This is a genomic window from Sneathiella sp., assembly GCF_036960985.1.
Classification (GTDB): domain Bacteria; phylum Pseudomonadota; class Alphaproteobacteria; order Sneathiellales; family Sneathiellaceae; genus Sneathiella.
The window spans coordinates 42,366-61,207 of record NZ_JBALWD010000025.1; the positions used below are offsets into that span (position 1 = coordinate 42,366).

Below are 18,842 nucleotides of genomic sequence, written 5' to 3' on the forward strand. Positions count from 1 at the left end.
TTATTGAGTTATTTATGCGCTAAGGTGGCAGCCAAGGCATAAAAAAATAAAAAACGAACGTCAAAACTCGGGGGAGATACTTTGACATTAGCCTGGAACTATCGAGCGACGCCTGTCACATGAGTGAACAGGGACAAGCAAACACTTCAGATGAAACTGCGTTAAACCCAAATTTTCAGGAAAAAAAAGGGTGGAATAAAACGCCGAGTCAAGAACTTATCGTTCTGGCCATGGCAATAGCCTGCTTTTTGTTTTTCGCGGTAACGCTGACGGGATTTGCTTCTTTCGGTAACTTAATCACCATGCTTCGCAGTATTGCGGTGCTTGGCATATTGAGCACTGGGATGGCGGTTGTCGTTATCGGGCGGGGGCTCGATCTATCGCAAGTCTCGGTAATGGCCATTTCGTCTGCTTGGGTTTTGACCCTGATGTCCAGCGATATGAGTCTTGCCGTGATTCTGCTTATGGGACTTGGATTTGCGCTGACTGTCGGTATCCTGAATGGCTGGATTGTCGCGTTCATTGAAATTCCGCCGTTGTTCGCCACGTTGGCTACGGGCCTTGTTTGTTTCGGATTTGGTCGCTGGGTACTTTTAAGCGGTGTTCATGCGTATCCACCTAAAGAAGCAACAGATTTTCTTTTTTTGGGGCAGGGTCTATTTTTCGGTCTGCCGATGCCGGTGCTGACTTTCTTGGCAGTTGCCATTGTCATTCATCTATTCTTGCGGCGGACGACAATAGGACGGCATATTTACGGTCTGGGTGATAATTTGTTAGCGGCGCGTTTGATCGGTATTTCGGTTAGGCCACTGATTATTCTCACTTATATGATTAGCGCTACAGCCGCTTTTATTGCCGGTATTACGACAGCAGCAACGGTTGCGTCAATGAATACGGAAATTGTCAATTCCACGCTTATTTTTGATGTGTTGTTGGTTGTTGTGTTGGGGGGAGTTAGCCTGAGTGGTGGTCGTGGCGGGATCGCCAGCGTCGTGGTCGGTGCCATTCTAATTGGTATTCTACTTAACGGTATGACCATTTTAAACATTAACTCGGACGTCCAGAATATCGCCAAAGGCGTTGTGCTGTTGGCGGCGATCATTGTTGACCGTCGCTTGCATCCGAAAGATGAGGAAACGGATAAGCAAGGAGACCATTAGCAATTCCGACGCATCAACTTGGTGCTCGAAATTGGGGGAAGGACAATCAATTTTAATTTAAAGGGAGGCATATAAAAATGGTTAGAACAAACCTAAAAAAACTCAGCAGTGCATTGATGGTTGGAGGTGTGGCGGTTGCCATGGCATCCACAGCAATTGCGGCGGGAAAGATCAGTGGCAAGACGGAGCGGATGGTCCGCAGTGACTATGTGACATCACTAGAAGGGAAAACGATTGCATATGTACCAATATCTCTCGGCTTACCGTTATCTGACTATTGGCATCATGGCATAAAAAGATCTGCCGAAGCTGCTGGTATGAACTTTGTGGTTAAGGACCCGGCTTGGAAAGTTGATGCCATGACACAAGTCATCTCAGCACTTATTTCTGAAAATGTTGACTATCTCGTGGTGCAGAATCCAGATGTGCAGGTACTTGCGAAATTACTGAAAAAGGCAGAAGAAAACGGTACCCATGTAATCCAGCTGAATATGGCATCCAACTATCGCTCTAGCGGTTTTGTTGGCGTTGACTGGGTTAGCCATGGTGAAGAAATTGGCCAGGACATTGTCAAGGAATGCGGCACCGGCAGTGGAAAAAGTGGCAAAGTTGCCATTGTTCAAGGCGAATTGACAGCGGCGGCCAATGTTTGGTTTAACGCTGGTCTTAAAAAAGCGTTGGCAGAAGATTCTGCCATTTCCATCGTCAATGATCAGGCCGCACAGTGGGATGCGACAAAAGCCCATGACATCACCGCCGCCGTTCTGCAGCAGAACCCGGACCTTTGCGCCACAGCTGGTGTTTGGGGAATCATGATGCTTGGCTCCGGCCAGGCTGTTAAGGAAGCAGGCCTAAGCGATCAGGTTCTGGTTTATGGTAGTGGTAGCAATTCCCGCCCGATATGTGATGCTTTGGAATCAGGTATTCTAGACAAGCATTTCAGTTACGATTCAATCTTGCAGGGACGGGACGTCGTCAATGCTGTTCAGGCGATTGCGCAGACAGGTGTTGAGCCCGGCGAGAAACCTTTCGCGCTCTATACACCGATCATGATCCATGATGCCAAGACTGTGAAAACCACGGACTGCCATGACTTGATCGGCAATTAAGCGGCGCAAAAAGACCGAATAAGGGCGGCGATACGGATTGCCGCCCTTTTCTACCATCTTCCCTGACATTGAAGAGAGACCGTCCATGACATCTATCACCGAAGCTATCCAGACAGTCCGGTATAAATGGTCGTTTCAGCGGGCGGTTGCCGAATTGCTCGCCAAGCGCTGGATGGAATCTCTCGTTCCCTTCATCATGATGTGTGCGGTGTTAATTTTCTGCGCAATAGCAATCCCGGGGTATCTCTCTTTCTCCAACCTTTCCAGCACCTTTAGCCAGTTTGCGGAATTCGGCTTCGTCGTCTTGGCCATGACCTTGGTGTTGATGGTCGGCGGAATTGACTTAAGCGTCGGCGCCATGTTTGCGCTTGCCGATTTTGTGGCGCTGGTATTGTTTAACGTCTTCGAAATCCCAGTCTGGGGTGTAATCCCACTGGTGCTTCTGACCGGCGCCATGATGGGGGCAATAAATGGTGTTTTGATCGGGTATCTGAAATTGGGGGCGTTTCTCACAACCCTTGTCACCTTGCTGCTTTTCCGCGCGATATTTGACCTCACCACGCCTATTTACGCGGTGGAAATGGCCACTGGATATCAGGAAAGCGAAGTCTGGGACTTTATTGGCGACGGTACTTTGTTCGGTATCCCGGCCAATATCATAATTCTTATTGTTGTAGCGATTATCGCCCATATTCTGCTCAGCCGATCGCGCCCGGGATGGCACGTGGCCGCCATTGGTTCCAATCGTAAGGCAGCGCGCCATGCGGGCATCCGGATCGATTTTACAATATTTTGCACCTATGTTCTCTCCGGTGCTTTAAGTGCCACGGCCGGGCTTGTTTACGCCACACGCCTCAACAGCTCGTCATCTAATACTGGCGATGGATTGGAGGTTATGGCATTGACGGCGGCGGTGCTGGGGGGTGTTAGTCTGGCGGGCGGTAAAGGCTCGGTAGGTCGGGCGCTGATCGGTGCCACGACAATCCTCGTGCTGATTAACGGGCTTGTTCGATTGGGTGTTACGGGCGGCCCAACCCTCGTGATGCAGGGTATGATTATGCTGATTGCCGTGGGCATTGATGTGAAGTGGTTGAAAAACAAAAGTAAGGCAATCTCAAAAATTTATGTGGTGCCGGCTTTCCTCGATATTGGGGAGAGGCCGGAAGCACGGATCAATTCCGGTACTGTTTTTGAACAAAATAGTAAGTTGAATAACGCACGGGCCATCGGTCTGGGTACCATAGATGGGCCGGAAGATGTCATTCTGGATCGTCAGAACCGACTATATGCTGGTACGCGCGAGGGGTGGATTGTTCGCTTTACGGGCGACAATCATGAAAATCAGGAAGTCTTTGCCCGGATCGGCGGGCGCCCCTTGGGTATGGCGTTTGATGCCGATGATAATTTGATTATCTGTATCGGTGGTATGGGAGTTTACGGCGTTCGCCCCGATGGAGAAATCTACAAGGTCACGGAAGAGACCAACCGAACGCCCTGGAAGATCAACGATGATAGCCGGCTTCGTCTCGCTGATGACTTGGATATCGCGCCGGACGGTAAGATCTACTTTAGTGAGGCGACGATCCGCTATGAAATGCATAGTTGGGCCATGGACGGTCTGGAAGGGCGCGGTAATGGGCGCCTTGTCTGCTACGATCCAGCGAAAAAGCAAACCCGAACTGTCTTGCGTGACTTGGTGTTCCCCAATGGGGTCTGTATTGCCCATGACGGTCAGTCACTGTTTTTCGCCCAAACTTGGGCCTGTAACGTTATGCAGTATTGGATTGCAGGCCCGAACAAGGGCAAACTGGAAGTTGCTATTGAAAACTTGCCCGGTAATCCCGACAACATCAATCGGGCGTCAGACGGAAATTACTGGCTCGCGCTGACAGGTATGCGGACACCGGCGTTTGATTTGGCCATGAAGAAACCAGGATTTCGAACCCGTATGGTAAAGCGGGTACCGCCGGATGAGTGGATCTATTCAAATATCAATAATGGGTGTGTCCTCAAGTTTTCCGGTGAAGGTGAAGTGCTTGAAAGCTATTGGGATAAGGGAGGGGAGAGTCATCCAGCAATTACCTCCATGCGTGAACATCGCGGAAAACTCTATCTTGGTGGCCTAATGAATAACCGGATTGGGGTTATTGATCTTCCGGACGCGGATCCGAACTGGACGGGCCCCGAAAACTATTGGGGGCTCAAATAATGGCTGCACGATGGATGGATATGATCCGCGACATTGTCTCTCCCGACCGCGAGACACATGCGATCCCTTCGATGGATGGCCCACTTAGACCGAACAGCGGTTTGGACAGTTGCGAAATTCTGTTTGATGACGATGCCATTGGTAAACCCGATGACGTGGCAATCGGCCCGGGCGGTATCTTGTATATCTCAAGCGGCAACTGTGTCTTTCGGTATTCAGCGGATGCAGGCATAACAGAATTTGGTAATTTCGAAGGCCCGACAGGTGCTATTGCCTGCCTTGCCGACGGTGGGGTGGCCGTCTGTCTGGATGGTATAGGTGTAGAAATCAGTGGCGGTCCACAAGATGGCGCCCGGATTAACATGGCCGGCGGTGCCCCAATTTTAAGCCCAACAGCGGTGACGGAATCTGCCAATGGACATATATTCATCACCCAGGGATCTTCTCTTCATAAAGCCGATGACTGGGTGCATGATTTGATGCAGAAAAATAAGACCGGTAGAGTGCTATCCTGGCATCCAGGGCAGGGAAGCTGCGAAGTGCTTGCCGATGGCCTCGCCTATCCCTCAGGCGTCCTGGTGGAAGACGGCGAACAGACGCTGGTGATTTGTGAAAGCTGGTCGCATTCACTTTTTCGTATGTCATCAAATCCGAAGATACCCTTCAGGCGCGAAGTTCTTATTCCCAACTTACCGGGGTATCCGGGGCGGATCTGCGCCCGGGAAAAAGGCGGATTTTGGCTGACCTTGTTTGGGATGCGAACGGAGATGTTGGAGTTTGTACTGGAGGAAGACGACTATCGTCAGGAGATGATGGAAACTATTGATCCAGAATACTGGGTGCGTCCGAAACTGGAGCCGGAACGACATTTTCTGGAACCGCTTCAGGGCGGTGGATTTAGAGTACTTGGTATAATCAAGCCGTGGGCCCCACCGCGGTCTTACGGATTGGTTGTTCGATTGGATCCGGAATTTGAGATTGTCGGCAGCTTGCATAGTCGTGCAGATGGAGCCGTTCATGGTGTTACCGGAGTAGCGTCCGGATCGGGCAATGTAATTGCCGCGGCGAAAGGCAGCGAGAAAGTAATTTATATTGAACAGGGTGGGCAATAATGAGCGAGAATACCACGCCTAAACCAATTATTGAGATAAAAGGTGCGACCAAGATTTATGGCGGCGTTCATGCCATTGAGGACGTGAGTTTTGATTTATATCCGGGTGAGATCCACGCTCTGGCTGGTGAAAACGGTGCCGGAAAATCGACTTTGTGTAAATCGTTAGCTGGAACCATCAAGCTGACCGATGGGGCGATTTATTTCGATGGCACAGAGCGGAATTTCGCGGATCCTGGCGAAGCGCTGGATACGGGCATTGCCATGGTTTATCAGGAAACGAGCCTTGTTCCGTCTATGTCCGTTGCCCAAAATCTGAGGCTGGGAAAAGAACAGTTCCTCACCCGGATGCGGGGCCTGTATATTGAAGGGCAGGTGATGCTGCAGACCCTGAATTTTCATGTGGATCCGACCATGTCCGTGTCCATGCTTGGGGCTGCGCAACGACAAATGGTCGAGATTGCCCGTGCCGTCTATCATGATGCAAAAGTTATTATCTTTGACGAACCAACGGCGACACTGACGCCGGAAGAAAAGCAACATTTCTTCGACCTCGTTCGCGATCTGAAGGCGCGTGGCGTCGCGATTATTTACGTTTCTCATGCGCTTGAGGAATCTCTTGAAATTTCTGACAGGATTACGGTTCTGCGGGACGGCAAACATATTATTACAGAAGAGACCGGTAAGATGTCCCGGGATGATTTGGTCCGTCATATGGTTGGCCGGAGCGAGGAACAGAGCATCTACCATCACAAGGATTCTTCGAAAGCCGCGGACGAGTTCAAAAAGAAGAAAAAAATGCTGACGGTAGAAAACGTTACGATGGGAAATTTGGTCAAAAATATGTCGTTTTCCGCCTATGAGGGGGAAATTGCGGTTCTGGCCGGTCTTGTCGGATCAGGTCGAACGGAAATTGCTAAAATAATTGTCGGTGCTTATAAGCGAAATCTTTTCCATGGTGGCCGTATCTTTCTCGATGGCACAGCGGTTCGATATCGTGTCCCCAAACAGGCTGTGGATGATGGCATCGTCTATATTACCGAGGATCGAAAGGTCGAAGGTTTTCTGGAAACCATGTCTATCAACGATAATATCTATTTGTCCTGGCTAGCCAGCAAACTCGGCAGCAGTTTTCTCGTGTCCAAAAAGCAGCGCAATACACTCGGGCCGGACATGGTTAAGAAAATGGCAGTTCGGGCGCCTTCCGGCGAAACCCGAGTGAATGAATTGTCGGGGGGCAATCAGCAAAAAGTCGTTGTCGCAAAATCCCTTGTACAGCAACCGAAACTGGTCATTTTCGACGAACCGACCCGTGGTGTTGATGTGGGGTCCATTCCGGAGATACACCAGATTATTCGCGATCTGGCGGCCGAAGGGGTGACCGTCCTGGTGATTTCTTCTTACTTGCCAGAGGTGATGGCACTGGCCGATCGGGTGCTCGTAGCACGCCAAGGGCGGATCGTCGAAGAGTTCGACGCGACTGATGTGACCGAAGAAAAGATAATGTATGCGGCAGTACATTAGATAATAATTTCAAGAACATATTGAATTTATTTAAGATTAAATATAAGGAATTTTTTTGACCAAATAATATTTGGAAGAGGTTTTTTGAAACACATAAGCCCTCAAAAACAAAATGTCTTTTAAGGGCTTATGTGGTGCCGCCACCAAGAATCGAACTCGGGACCTGATGATTACAAATAATATGTTTATGAAAAATGAGGATAGGTGAGGAGCCTCGGTGAAAGACAAAATAAGGGATTGCAGAGCATCGAGTTTCTTCGGCTTTCCTAGTATATCACTGGTTTTCGTCAGCAATTGTGCCAGATTTGTGACACGGATATAACTAGTCCGCTTTATAGTTCTTAGCTGACCTAATTCTAGAGCAACTGATATGTCTGCTTTGTGCCATGAGTGGACATTGAGGGAAGATGTCCGCATTGTCACGTTAACTTCAATTAGGAGCAAAAGGGCACTGTCAGTGGAAAGGCGGCAGGCAATGAAAGAAATTGAGGTGCTACCGTTTAGGCGGCAAGCTGTCGCCATTCGGCAAGGGCAGCTTCACGTTTGTGGGCATTGTCACATTAACTCACTGTAGGCGCAGAGAAGACCCAGTATTTTTTTAGGCAGCAGGGTATTGTCACAATAACTTCGTGGATAAGAATCCGGCCCTGCATTAATCTTTCTTGATGCAAAAGATATCCTATCAGCGTCATCGCTTTCCTTCTCACATCATTCAGCACGCTGTCTGGCTGTACGCTCGATTTACGTTGAGTTATCGAGATGTTGAAGATTTGTTGGCACAGCGAGGGTTGGATATCTCCTATGAAACAGTTCGACGATGGTTTCTTAAATTTGGTGAACCAATTGCCAGAAATCTTAGATCTAAGTCGCCCTACTCCCAATGATATTTGGCATTTGGATGAAATGGTCATTGTCATTCGAGGAAAGCGACACTGGCTCTGGCGTGCCGTTGATAATGAGGGAGAGGTCCTGGATTTCTTCGTGCAATCCAAGCGCAACACAAAAGCTGCCTTGAAATTAATGCGGAAATTATTGAAGAAACATGGTTTCGCGCCAACGCAAATAGTAACAGATAAACTGAAATCCTATCACAAGGCCTTCCGAACCTTGGGCTTAACTGCTGAGCACGTTGACAATAAACGATCGAACAATCGAGCAGAGAATTCACATCTTCCTGTCAGGCGAAGAGAACGAAATATGCAGAAGTTTAAGTCACCTGGATCTGCTCAAAGATTTCTCAATATTCAGTCAGCCACTTACAATACTTTCTATGTCCAACGCCACCTACTCCATCGAATTCATTTCAAGCAGCTCCGCAATGAAGCCTTTAATGTTTGGGCAACTGCAAGCGCCGCTACCTGAGAAATTGTAACTGAGGGATATCTGCGTCCATTGGAAGTTAATGTGACATCGTCGTGGGAATTATCCGTGGAAAATTTATGCAAATTTCCACCACTGGCAGCAGGTTAATTATACTGACAAACCAATCCTCAGTCGTTTGTACTTTCGGCTTTTGGCAATTGATTGCCATCCACATCATAGCCTGGAAGTCCAGACAGGTAGGTAAACTTATACATACCTGCAATGACAATCATTACTATAAGAACCGTCATTACGATTAAAATGTGTTTAATTGTCGTCTTCATGTTTCCTCAAACAGCATTAAAAATAGGTTTCCGGGGCTCTAATCGCAGTGCTCGATCGGACACTGCGTCGCGGAACAGTGTCAGTACAGCACCTTTTAAGCTCGGATAAATGGGGGCGATGTCAGGAAGCATCTCCATCAGCGACAATCCTCAAAATAGATGTTTGATAATGATACCATTGTACGGACCACTTCCTAAATATATAATCTGCAAGACGGAAAAGGGCAGGGCCTCCGTTTTGCGAAACCCTAAATTTCCATCATTTCATCGTAATTTTAGAGATGGGTAAGAATGCGGTTAAAAAACAAAAATCGCCTTAAGTTATCGAAATATAAAAGTCGGTGGCGAAGGGTCGGAGAGAAACCGCCGCATTCTTCCGCCTCATTTATATCAAAGGGTCATAGCCTAATAGCCTCCTTGCAATACTGAATCCTGTACCAGATTTCTGTCCTAGCCTAGTGATCGTACATAACGACAAATGTTATTGAATTTTCTTAGTTTGATATCTTTCCAAAAAGCGGCCTATTCGTCGAGCCTTCGACCTCCGTAGGTAAAGGGCACACTTTAGAACTTCGTCGAGTACACTAATTCCACCTATATCAAAATGACGCCCTCTGGGTATTTACAAAAAACTGTTTAGAATCTAGAAATTACTATACATTTGTAGAAACAGTATTGTTATTATACGCTTATACAATAAACTGTGCCGAGGAAAACCTGCAAAACTTACCGGAGAGTTTTTCCGCGATTGTTAAACCTGGTGTGATGGAAATGAGACTCTGGAAATATTTAGTGCCTTTCATTATCGGACTTGCGGGCCTCTATTACAGTTCCGGATATTTCTTCGTCTACAATAACGATGCCTATGTGGATGCGGATGTTGTCCGTGTTTCAGCTGGCGTGCCGGGAATAGTCAATGACGTAGCCGTTGCCGATAATGATTTTGTCAATGACGGGACGCTTCTTCTGTCGCTTGATCAGGAACCTTTTATTCTCGCGGTCAAATCTGCCAAAGCACAATTGAAGAAAGTTAAGGTGGAGCAAGTTAATCTGACGACCGAAACAGCAGAATTGCTGGCGGAGCTGAATATCAGCAAAGCTAAAAACAAGTTGGCAACAGTTGAACTTGCCCGCTACAAAAAGTTATTTCAATCTGGAACCACTTCCCAGCAAAACTTTCAGGAACGAGAAGAGCAGCAAAAAATTACACAGCTTGAGGTAGTCCAAGCGCAAAAGGCGTATGAACTCAGCATGCAACAGGCGGATATTTTTACCGCCGAGATAGAAAATTTGGAAAGCGCTGTGGGACTTTCTGAATATCAATTGGGAATCAGTAAAATTTATGCGCCGGGGAATGGTTATATTAATAATCTGCGTCTCTATTCAGGTGACTATGCCAACCTGGGAGAAGCCCTGTTTGGCTTTGTGAAAGAGAACACGACGAGGGTTGTCGCCAATATCAAAGATACAAATTTAGCGATGCTTCATCCTGGCAAGCCTGTCTGGGTTTATCTTTCCAGCTATCCATGGCAGCTTTTTAAGGGCGAAGTCGAAAGTCTCGGACGGGGAGTGTCTCGTACAATAAGTACTTCTGATCCTGCTTTACCATATGTCAAGCCGGTAACAAGCTGGATACGCTATAGCTACCGAATTCCGGTACGCATAAACCTCATCGATATTCCAGAGGGTGATACACTTCAAGTTGGCATCGATGCCCGCGTCATTATTCTTCGATGAACGGCTTCTACCGGCAATTAGCCGGAGGGATCACACTAGCCTTTAAGGACCTGAATTTTTCTCACCCGACCGTCAGGCGGTCCCTTAAAACCGCTATTGCTAGCGTACTTGCCTGTTTTATGGCCCTGTATTTGCAGGCGGAACAACCATACTGGGCCGGAATATCCGCCTTTGTTGTAATGCAAAGAACCGTGGGTGCCACGATTTACAAAGCCCTCCTTCGGATAGGTGGAACCGTGTCAGGTGCAGTGCTTGGGCTAATCTTGGCGAGCATCTTGGTAGAACATCATTTAATTTTAGTTTTTGTAGTAACGTTGGTTGCCTTTTGCGGAATCTATCTGTCATCCGTCTTTCGACGCCATGTTTATGCCTGGATATTTTTGTATGTAACGGCACTATTGGTCCTTGTCGGTGGATTGGAAAATCCGACGCCTCAAACCTTTATTCATCTCGCCTTTTACCGCAGTTTTGAAATTGCGATCGGTATTCTTGTCGGCCTCTTGGTCAGTAATACCATTTTTGTTGAGCATGCGAGAAAGCAGATTTCTGACGCACTTGAAGAAGGATTTTTTGCACTTGAGGCTCTTAGCAACAGCTTTTTTGATCAATTAATATCGCCGAAAGCCTCTAATCCGACAGAGGCATTTGAGCGTCAAGCTCGATCGCTCATGGACAAGCTCTTCGACCTCGACGAGTTGCTTGATTATGCGGGCCTGGAAACCGGGCAATATTCCAAGCTGATACGCGAGCAGAAAATGGCCCTAGGCCTGCGCCGAATGGCTGAGATAATGCTCTATTGCTACAATGAAAATATCGTGCAGCTCAACGATAGATCATTGTCTGATGAACGCCGCCAGGCTCTAATTGAGATCAGGGACAGTTTGCGAGCGATTTTGCCGTTTGGTCAAAAAAACCTGTCCGTGGAAGAGTCGATAGATTGCCCTGAATCCGAAGTCGTCCGGCTGGATAACCTGATCAAGACGTTTGAAGAAACTCATCCCAGTAATCGAGAGGATCGCATTCACTACATTCAGATTGCCAGGTGCTTTCGTTTACTATGTCAGGAACTTGCGCATAGTTTTTTTGCAGCTCCGGCTGGTAAAGCAGTGGTAACCCTCAATACCAGATCGTTCAGCCATAGCTTTTCAGGCTTTTATCTTGATCCGTACAAATTCAGATTTGCGCTTTCTGGAGCCATTGCAGTTCTGACACTACCTTTTGTGTGGCTATATCTGGATCTACCGGGTTATTCGCAAATTGTTATATCAATTGCTGCCTGCATTACCCTAACGATAGGTTCGACACAGTTTAAGGGATATTTAAGATTATCAGGTTGTTTAATTGGCGCTGTCATTGCATTCCTAATTCTTGGACTGAATATCGAAAACCTTGCGGTCATGCTAGCCTGGCTCTTTGCAGTAGTGTTTTTCTGTGGCCTGATTTTTTATGGCGAGCCCAAAATATCCTATTTCGGGATGCAGTGCTTCCTCGTGGTCGTCGTCGGGCTCTTTGGAGAATTGTCACCGGTGCAGTCGCTTGGCCCTCCTTTTGAACGCTTACTCGGTATTTTTCTTGGCGTTTTGAGCCTCATTTTTTTTCAGAAGTTGCTTGTTCCGACACATCCTATAGCGCATTTGCAGCATTTGATCCGTCAGAGTAATCAAGCGACGAGGGAAGTATGCGAGTGGATTTTCAGGAATCCAGATGCGCTGGCACGTCTCGACCACTGGCAAAACAGACGATTATTTATCAACATGGTTAGTGCCATCCGCGAACTAGAAAGTTTTGACGAGGATGGAGATGTTGACCTGTTAGAACTCAAAGAGGAAGGCGTCACAAACTACCGATACCTGTTGCACAGTCTCTATGGCTACATTCTTGCCCAATCTGACAATCCGGCTGGAAAATCGACGGCAAGCGAAGTTATTTCGTGGCTTACTAGTCATATCCATTTGATATTAAACAAAGTGGACAATTCAAATGAAGCGGACTTCGGATATTTCCTTGCAGAAATGACTGAGCAAAGCAAAAATCGAATAGCGGGTATTTCTACAGAGTCTGAGATTACTTTGCAAACGGAACATACGTTCTTCACCGAAATATCGCTAATGCGCATATTGAAACATCTGCATCAGGCACAACAATTAGAGCGGAGTCTCCGATAAGTTAGTTAACTGTGAAAGATCGTCTCCCTTCCAATCGGTCATGCGCGCTACCATTTCGCGAACAGCCAGGATTCTCACGAAGGGCCATGTATACGTGAGCACCTAAGCTGGCGAGAAACCCTGAAGTCCAATTTACGCAAATTCAGTTACCTGTAGGATCAGGACGACAGCTATCCACACTTGAAGAGCGAGATGTCCCAATGCAATCTTTCTTCTGATATCAGCTAAACTAGCGTTGGAGGGGTGAAGTCGCTTATGGGTTATTGACAGACATTCAATCCCGGTACTTTCGAAGTCTTAAAAGTGCCAAAAGCAGAAGTTGCTGATGCGATAATCTTCAAATCTCACTCGAGATATTTCATCTGGAGGGAATTAACGCCGGGATAAACCGATGCCTTTTCAAATGAAGGCGTTTCATATGGATCGGTTGCGCCGGACGTCGCAAATCCTTCTATCGGCGTATCATCATTTATGTCGAGGTCACGGTTGCCATTTTCATCATGGAAAAGGAAAACGACGTAGGGGCCCTGAGTTAGATTAGGAAATGATGCCTGCCCACCAATTTTCGGATCGATTTCGAGATAGCCAACTGCCCTTTCAACATCAAAGCTCTGATAAGCGGCCTTATTATCGAATACGATCACAACAATTTTCTCCCTGGTGTTGCGGACATTGTTGACTTGAATGTTCAGTCCGGCGTTCGATACGCGTTTGGGAACCACTGTTATGCCAGCCGCGGAAGATGGAATCTGACTTGCCATCCAAGCCCCGCCAATCGTGATTGCTATTGTCGCAACGACTCCCAAAAATCTTTGCTTAGTGTTTGGCATTCTGCTCTCCCGGCTTATTCCGCTGAAACGCTCTTAGATTTTGCCGCGCTAGGCTTCCAGCCCGGAGGACCAAATACTACGCCAAGTTTGTTTTTGAATCCGTTCATTTCCCATACGCCTTTGCCCAATCGGTAGAAACCGTGGAAAAAGGCAACCAGTGGATTGATGGAATTAATCGGCGTCACTAAGCCATAGACAACCTCTTCCTTTTCCTCGGCAAAGGTCCCGAACATCCGGTCCCAAATTATGAAGATACCCGCGTAATTTTTATCGAGATATTTGCGGTTGGAGCCGTGATGCACCCGGTGATGAGAGGGTGTGTTCATAATAGCCTCGATGGGCCGCGGCAATTTTCGAATAACTTCTGTGTGCAATATGGTCTGGTAGACCTGTACCACCATCTCCGCGAACAACACGACAATCGGATTGAAACCCAGAACCACCAGCGGCAGGTGGAAGAATACGGGCCAGACGAAATCCATCGGGCCAAAGCGGTACGCGACTGAAATATTGAAGAAAGGCGAAGAGTGATGGACGGTGTGGGTCGCCCATGCAAAATTCACCCGGTGCATAAATCGGTGCTCCCAGTAGTAAGTCAAATCCGCCAGCACAACGCAGATCAGAACCGTCACCCAGTTGATCTCAATGTCGAAGACCGCGAACTGAAAAGCGTAATAATACGCACCGACGTAGAATGTTCCCAGCAACAAAAACGTCAATCCAATAAAGAATGCGAGCGTAATGTAATTCGTGACCGTATCACCTATCAGGGTCCAACTGAGCTTCCGGTAAATCGCGTAGCGGATGAACTCGAAAGCCAGAAATACCAACGCGAAAACAAAGAACCAGTCGTCAATGAAGACCTCCAGCCATTCCAGGTTGGTCTCGCTGATCGGAGAAAAAAGAGCATCCATCGCGTTCACTTTCATTATCACTATTGATAATTAAATGGCAGCAACTATATTGATTGTCAAGTTTGATAAACAACTAAGAAGACACCATGGCCCGACCCACTGTCAAAGACGAACGTCGAAAACAGATACTCGATGCATTTGCAACATGTGTTGCCAGGTATGGAGTTGAAGGAGCGACTTTAGAGAAGACGGCAAAACAGGCCGGATTGGCCCGTGCACTCATTCGGCACAATGTCGGTAACCGCACAGATTTACTGGATGCCTTGCTGGAGCAGTTTCTTGAAAACAGCCGCCATGTCACAGAAGGTATGGTTTCTGCGCTTCCAAAGCATAACCGCACTCGAACTTTGTGCGATTGGTTGTTTGATCCATCATCTTCTGACGCACAATTGGTTCTTGTTGCCAACGCATTGGTCGCAGCGGCGTCGACAAACAAGGCACTTGCCCGGAAGATGCGTGGATGGATGCACGCCTTCGTCGCTGTCCTAAACCAGGTAATCATCGAAGAATATCCGGAGGCGAATGCAGAGAAAGTATCAGCAGTCGCACTCGGGGTGACGGGGATCTATTTTAATGCTGAGGCCCTTTACCCGCTCGGCAACGTAAAGGCTCTTGCAAAGGAATCAAAGCAAGCCGCGCTCCTCCTTCTAGACACATTAGAGGCAAATTGATGCCCAGAAATACCAGGCTACCAAGAGAATCCTACGTCACGCAGGAATGGTTTGAGCATGAGCGTAAAACGATATTTGACAATGCCTGGGCATTTATTGGCGTTTCCGGCGATTTCGGGACAAGTGGTGACTACCAAACGGTGCGATCCGGCACCTCTTCGATGATGGTAATTGCGGGAAATGATGACGAGCTCAAGGCCTTTCACAATTTATGCCGCCATAGAGGTACTGAATTGCTGGATGAAGAGAAAGGCAATGTAAGCGGAGCCATTGTCTGCCCGTACCATCGATGGACTTATGGCCTTGATGGCGCATTGCGTGGACTGCCAAAAAGATCAATTTGCTTTCCTGATATTGACCTGAATGCCATGGGGTTGAAGCCCGCTGCCATCGGCATCTATAAAGATCTTATATTTATTAATCCGAATCCGGACGCTGATTTCGACAAATGGATAGAACCACTGTTGGGCAAGGAATGGCCCCATGATCTGTTTGCATCGGACGTGAAAGAATCCGTTCCTCTCATCTATGATCTTAAATGCGACTGGAAAATATTCGTCGAGAATGCACTAGACGGCTATCATCTCGCCTATCTTCATAAAAATACGCTCGGAGGGCCACTGCCGGAACACAATATTTGGGAACGAGCAGGAGATCATCTCATTTGGTATGCAACGGAAGACGGCGCGCGACATCGCTTGCCGATGACAGCCCGCAACGAGGCCGGAACTTCCGGGACAATTGAAAGCGCCAAAACGCCAGGATATGGCGGCGTATATTACCTTTTCCCGTTAACTCTGATTGTTCCGACACCGTATGGACTATCTATTTCTATGTTGCATCCATCCGCGCCAGGCCGATGCCGCATGACAGTACGTAATTGGGTTGGTCCATGGCAATCTAAAGACGAGCGTAAGTATATTCAAGGCTTCAACGGAGACACAGGAATTATTTCTTCGGATAACTGGACCAAACATCCATTAGAATGCGGTGACTTTCAAACTGAGGATGTCTGGATATGCGAAAAACTTCAGCGCGGGATGGAATCTAGCGCATACGAGCATGGTCCCTTGGCTAAGGGGGCTGGCGCAGAAGACCCGATCGAATGGTTTCATGAGACATTGTTGTCGAACACATAGGGCGTATCCCTGAACGGTGAATGTCTCCTTTGGGTCAAAAGCAGACATCTGTATTCGTTGAATATAAGGTCCGCTATTTGTTTAAAAGTAGCCTCCAACGAAGATAACCCAAAGCAACAAAGTGGCGGAGAGAGAGGGAGAAACCGCCGCAAATAGCCACCTCTTTATTAATCAATGGGTTAAAGCTTGTTAAGCCTCCTTGCTTAGTTATAGACAGCGATGCACTGACCTTCATAGTCGAACCTGTCGGCATCGTCAGGCTCAAGCTCACTCGCAGCCATCGCCTTGATCCAAATCCCGCAGCATAGGTCACCACCTTCAGTCATTTTACCCCTCATTTCCTGATCAAATTGAACGTTCTCCATTTTGAACGTTCTGAGCAAATTCATTGTAGCAATGCCGCTATTGCAAAATGAACGGGTGATCATCTTATCCCGGCCATTGTGCGGAAGGTTTTTGCATCGGTAGCCAGCAAACATATCTCTGAGCCTGTCCTACAACGGATTATGGGTCACGCTATCGGCTCTGAGATGGCCAGATGGCATTATATTTGATCTGCAAGGGTCGAGAAATCTCCGGCGATGGATCTGGTCTGAGCAAATATCTAGGTATAAAACTGGTATAAATTGGTACCAAACCCGTTTCGGCGGAGTTTTTCTTGTCTGCCCGTATGGGCTAATATATTGTTTTAATTGGGGAAAATGGTGCCGCCACCAAGAATCGAACTCGGGACCTGATGATTACAAATCAACTGCTCTACCAACTGAGCTATAGCGGCATATAAAAATAACGACGGTTGTTAGACCATCATTGTTCTGCGGGCAGCTTATATCTTGCGGTTTTTGTTCTGTCCAGCGTTTTTCGCCGGAAAATGCCGAGTTTTATTTTCGAGAGTTTTGTTGTGGTTTTAACGGCGACAGACATACGATATTTAGGTTTTCTCGGTTCTACCGAGGTCGGGCGAGTTCATAAAAAGCGATTGCTGCGGCATTTGAAACATTGAGGCTTTCGATACCTGGGCTAATTGGTAGTTTTGCCAGCATGTCGCATTTCTGGGACGTCAATTGGCGGAGACCCTTTCCTTCGGAGCCGAGAACGATGGCAACCTTCTTTAAATCGCAGCTGACAGTCTCTAGAAGCATGTCTGCGTACCCATCCAATCCGATTCGCCAAAAGCCTTTGTCGGCTAGCTGATCCAAGGCACGTGATAGATTGCCAACGCGAATTATTGGGACTGTTTCGACGGCACCAGAAGCGGCGCGTGCTAAAACACCTGTGGTCGGCGGTGAATGACGATCGGGGACGATAACGGCTGTCACATTGAAGGCGGCAGCCGAGCGCAATATGGCGCCAACGTTATGGGGGTCTGTTACCTGATCCAATACGGCGACTGTTTCCAATGATTGACTTTCGATATTTGATAGGTCATCGATAGTCAAATCTGCAAGCGGGTAGGGAAGGAGAGCAATTCCCTGATGCACGGCATTTTCAAGTAGAACAGCGCTAATAACGTCCTTATCGACAATTTCAAATTGTCCGGTCGCTTCGACGAGAATTCTTCTATCCGAGTCGAGGCCGGCGATTTTCGATTTAGTAATTAAAAGGCGCTTGAGTTTCCGGTGCGGATTGACCAATGCCGCGAAGACAGCATGGTCACCGTAAAACCAGCCCTCGTCGGCGTCATTGGATTTACCAGTCCGTCGCGGGGCCGGGCGTGAAGAGCTTGGGTTTCTGCGGCTTTCAGAAGAATTCTTCTTACGGCCTTTTGAGGACTTGTGTATGGACATGGCTTCGCTTATATGGTGCTTCGGGATCTACAACAAGTTGGCTTTTTGAAAAGGCTAAAAAAAAATATGCGAATTCTTCGGGATTTGCTCTTTTTCGGTTGACTTTATGCCGGAATTTTCGATAGTGCCGGACACCCTCGGGAATGTCGACGGGTAATTGCATGTGAGGAGGGGTGCCTGAGTGGTTAAAAGGGACGGACTGTAAATCCGTTGGCTATGCCTACGTTGGTTCAAATCCAACTCCCTCCACCATTCGCATGCAGGCAATGTTAACCGCCATGGAGCTGGTGTTTGACGTTGGTAAGGAAAGAGACGGTATAGGCGGGTGTAGCTCAATGGTAGAGCAGAAGCCTTCCAAGCTTATGACGAGGGTTCGATTCCCTTCACCCGCTCCAAGCGCTGGCCAGCGCTTTAAATAAAGGGCCATGTTTATGTGGATATCGAAGAACATGTTTTCGGTATCTTTAGGCTGTGTAATTTTTGCTTCAGGACAACGGAAAATGGCCAAAGAGAAATTTGATCGTAGTAAACCGCATTGTAACATTGGAACGATTGGTCACGTTGACCATGGTAAGACGACGCTGACGGCGGCGATTACGAAGGTTCTAGCGGAAGCGAGTGGCGGTGCAGCATTTGCATTTGACGAAATTGACAAGGCGCCGGAAGAGAAGGCGCGTGGTATTACGATTTCGACAGCACATGTTGAATATGAAACAGCGGCGCGTCATTACGCCCATGTTGATTGCCCAGGCCATGCGGATTATGTGAAGAACATGATCACGGGCGCGGCTCAGATGGATGGCGCTATTTTGGTTGTGTCCGCAGCGGACGGCCCAATGC

Annotated in this window: 14 protein-coding genes, 3 tRNA genes and 1 pseudogene; 13 read left to right on the forward strand and 5 right to left on the reverse strand. The window is 47.7% G+C overall.

Going from position 1 to position 18,842, the window contains the following annotated elements:
• Window positions 1-119 precede the first annotated feature (119 nt).
• The 8 genes and pseudogenes from V7723_RS14000 to V7723_RS14035 all read left to right on the forward strand — a co-directional run bounded on the left by V7723_RS14000 (window position 120) and on the right by V7723_RS14035 (window position 12,661).
• Entirely contained in the window at window positions 120-1,160 is a 1,041-nt protein-coding gene (locus V7723_RS14000) for an ABC transporter permease (RefSeq protein WP_335685110.1), read from the forward strand.
• Between the two features lie 77 nt (window positions 1,161-1,237).
• A complete protein-coding gene (locus V7723_RS14005; RefSeq protein ID WP_335685111.1) occupies window positions 1,238-2,269 on the forward strand; it encodes a sugar ABC transporter substrate-binding protein in 1,032 nt (343 codons plus the stop codon).
• 85 nt (window positions 2,270-2,354) lie between these two features.
• Complete coding sequence (locus V7723_RS14010) at window positions 2,355-4,478, forward strand: ABC transporter permease (protein ID WP_335685112.1); 2,124 nt, start codon at window positions 2,355-2,357, stop codon at window positions 4,476-4,478.
• The gene (locus V7723_RS14015; RefSeq protein WP_335685113.1) at window positions 4,478-5,590 is read left to right on the forward strand and encodes an SMP-30/gluconolactonase/LRE family protein; all 1,113 of its coding nucleotides are present in this window, start codon (window positions 4,478-4,480) and stop codon (window positions 5,588-5,590) included. The genes V7723_RS14010 and V7723_RS14015 overlap by 1 nt, the downstream gene beginning before the upstream one ends.
• Window positions 5,590-7,113 (forward strand): sugar ABC transporter ATP-binding protein, encoded by a 1,524-nt coding sequence (locus V7723_RS14020; protein ID WP_335685114.1) that lies wholly within the window; start codon window positions 5,590-5,592, stop codon window positions 7,111-7,113. The genes V7723_RS14015 and V7723_RS14020 overlap by 1 nt, the downstream gene beginning before the upstream one ends.
• A 665-nt stretch (window positions 7,114-7,778) precedes the next feature.
• Window positions 7,779-8,475 (forward strand): annotated as a pseudogene (locus tag V7723_RS14025) (IS6 family transposase).
• Window positions 8,476-9,551: 1,076 nt separating this feature from the next.
• Entirely contained in the window at window positions 9,552-10,496 is a 945-nt protein-coding gene (locus V7723_RS14030) for an HlyD family secretion protein (RefSeq protein WP_335685115.1), read from the forward strand.
• Window positions 10,493-12,661: an FUSC family protein gene (locus V7723_RS14035; RefSeq protein ID WP_335685116.1), complete on the forward strand. Its 2,169-nt coding sequence runs from the start codon at window positions 10,493-10,495 to the stop codon at window positions 12,659-12,661. Before V7723_RS14030 ends, V7723_RS14035 begins: the two co-directional genes overlap by 4 nt.
• A gap of 344 nt (window positions 12,662-13,005) precedes the next feature.
• Here V7723_RS14035 and V7723_RS14040 read toward each other — a convergent pair whose 3' ends face one another.
• Both V7723_RS14040 and V7723_RS14045 read right to left on the reverse strand, forming a co-directional pair.
• The gene (locus V7723_RS14040) at window positions 13,006-13,491 is read right to left on the reverse strand and encodes a DUF2141 domain-containing protein (RefSeq protein ID WP_335685117.1); all 486 of its coding nucleotides are present in this window, start codon (window positions 13,489-13,491) and stop codon (window positions 13,006-13,008) included.
• Between the two features lie 14 nt (window positions 13,492-13,505).
• Window positions 13,506-14,405, reverse strand: a complete 900-nt coding sequence (locus V7723_RS14045; protein ID WP_335685123.1) for a sterol desaturase family protein — start codon at window positions 14,403-14,405, stop codon at window positions 13,506-13,508.
• Between the two features lie 86 nt (window positions 14,406-14,491).
• Here V7723_RS14045 and V7723_RS14050 point away from each other — a divergent pair, with 86 nt between their 5' ends.
• Both V7723_RS14050 and V7723_RS14055 read left to right on the forward strand, forming a co-directional pair.
• Window positions 14,492-15,076 carry a TetR/AcrR family transcriptional regulator gene (locus V7723_RS14050; protein WP_335685118.1) on the forward strand — a complete coding sequence of 195 codons (585 nt, stop codon included), beginning with the start codon at window positions 14,492-14,494 and terminating at the stop codon, window positions 15,074-15,076.
• Window positions 15,076-16,215, forward strand: coding sequence for an aromatic ring-hydroxylating oxygenase subunit alpha (locus V7723_RS14055; RefSeq protein WP_335685119.1), 1,140 nt, complete (start codon window positions 15,076-15,078; stop codon window positions 16,213-16,215). Before V7723_RS14050 ends, V7723_RS14055 begins: the two co-directional genes overlap by 1 nt.
• A gap of 203 nt (window positions 16,216-16,418) precedes the next feature.
• Here V7723_RS14055 and V7723_RS14060 read toward each other — a convergent pair whose 3' ends face one another.
• From V7723_RS14060 to rlmB, 3 genes are all read right to left on the reverse strand, one after another.
• Window positions 16,419-16,580, reverse strand: a complete 162-nt coding sequence (locus V7723_RS14060; protein ID WP_335685120.1) for a hypothetical protein — start codon at window positions 16,578-16,580, stop codon at window positions 16,419-16,421.
• A 337-nt stretch (window positions 16,581-16,917) separates the two neighbouring features.
• Window positions 16,918-16,993: transfer RNA gene (locus V7723_RS14065), tRNA-Thr, on the reverse strand.
• Window positions 16,994-17,162: 169 nt separating this feature from the next.
• The gene (rlmB, locus tag V7723_RS14070) at window positions 17,163-18,002 is read right to left on the reverse strand and encodes a 23S rRNA (guanosine(2251)-2'-O)-methyltransferase RlmB (protein WP_335685121.1); all 840 of its coding nucleotides are present in this window, start codon (window positions 18,000-18,002) and stop codon (window positions 17,163-17,165) included.
• Window positions 18,003-18,169: 167 nt separating this feature from the next.
• Here rlmB and V7723_RS14075 point away from each other — a divergent pair.
• The 3 genes from V7723_RS14075 to V7723_RS14085 all read left to right on the forward strand — a co-directional run.
• Window positions 18,170-18,254: transfer RNA gene (locus tag V7723_RS14075), tRNA-Tyr, on the forward strand.
• Between the two features lie 69 nt (window positions 18,255-18,323).
• Window positions 18,324-18,397, forward strand: a tRNA-Gly gene (locus V7723_RS14080).
• 105 nt (window positions 18,398-18,502) lie between these two features.
• Window positions 18,503-18,842, forward strand: a 340-nt coding sequence (locus tag V7723_RS14085; RefSeq protein ID WP_335685122.1) for a GTP-binding protein, incomplete at its 3' end; no start/stop codon positions are given.

Bases quoted from the DNA above. Each gene is read 5' to 3' on its own strand.
- V7723_RS14050 (WP_335685118.1), top strand. From the start codon at position 14,492: ATGGCCCGACCCACTGTCAAAGACGAACGTCGAAAACAGATACTCGAT.
- V7723_RS14040 (WP_335685117.1), bottom strand. From the start codon at position 13,491: ATGCCAAACACTAAGCAAAGATTTTTGGGAGTCGTTGCGACAATAGCA.
- V7723_RS14005 (WP_335685111.1), top strand. From the start codon at position 1,238: ATGGTTAGAACAAACCTAAAAAAACTCAGCAGTGCATTGATGGTTGGA.
- V7723_RS14045 (WP_335685123.1), bottom strand. From the start codon at position 14,405: ATGGATGCTCTTTTTTCTCCGATCAGCGAGACCAACCTGGAATGGCTG.
- V7723_RS14020 (WP_335685114.1), top strand. From the start codon at position 5,590: ATGAGCGAGAATACCACGCCTAAACCAATTATTGAGATAAAAGGTGCG.
- rlmB (WP_335685121.1), bottom strand. From the start codon at position 18,002: ATGTCCATACACAAGTCCTCAAAAGGCCGTAAGAAGAATTCTTCTGAA.
- V7723_RS14010 (WP_335685112.1), top strand. From the start codon at position 2,355: ATGACATCTATCACCGAAGCTATCCAGACAGTCCGGTATAAATGGTCG.
- V7723_RS14015 (WP_335685113.1), top strand. From the start codon at position 4,478: ATGGCTGCACGATGGATGGATATGATCCGCGACATTGTCTCTCCCGAC.
- V7723_RS14060 (WP_335685120.1), bottom strand. From the start codon at position 16,580: ATGGAGAACGTTCAATTTGATCAGGAAATGAGGGGTAAAATGACTGAA.
- V7723_RS14055 (WP_335685119.1), top strand. From the start codon at position 15,076: ATGCCCAGAAATACCAGGCTACCAAGAGAATCCTACGTCACGCAGGAA.
- V7723_RS14035 (WP_335685116.1), top strand. From the start codon at position 10,493: ATGAACGGCTTCTACCGGCAATTAGCCGGAGGGATCACACTAGCCTTT.
- V7723_RS14000 (WP_335685110.1), top strand. From the start codon at position 120: ATGAGTGAACAGGGACAAGCAAACACTTCAGATGAAACTGCGTTAAAC.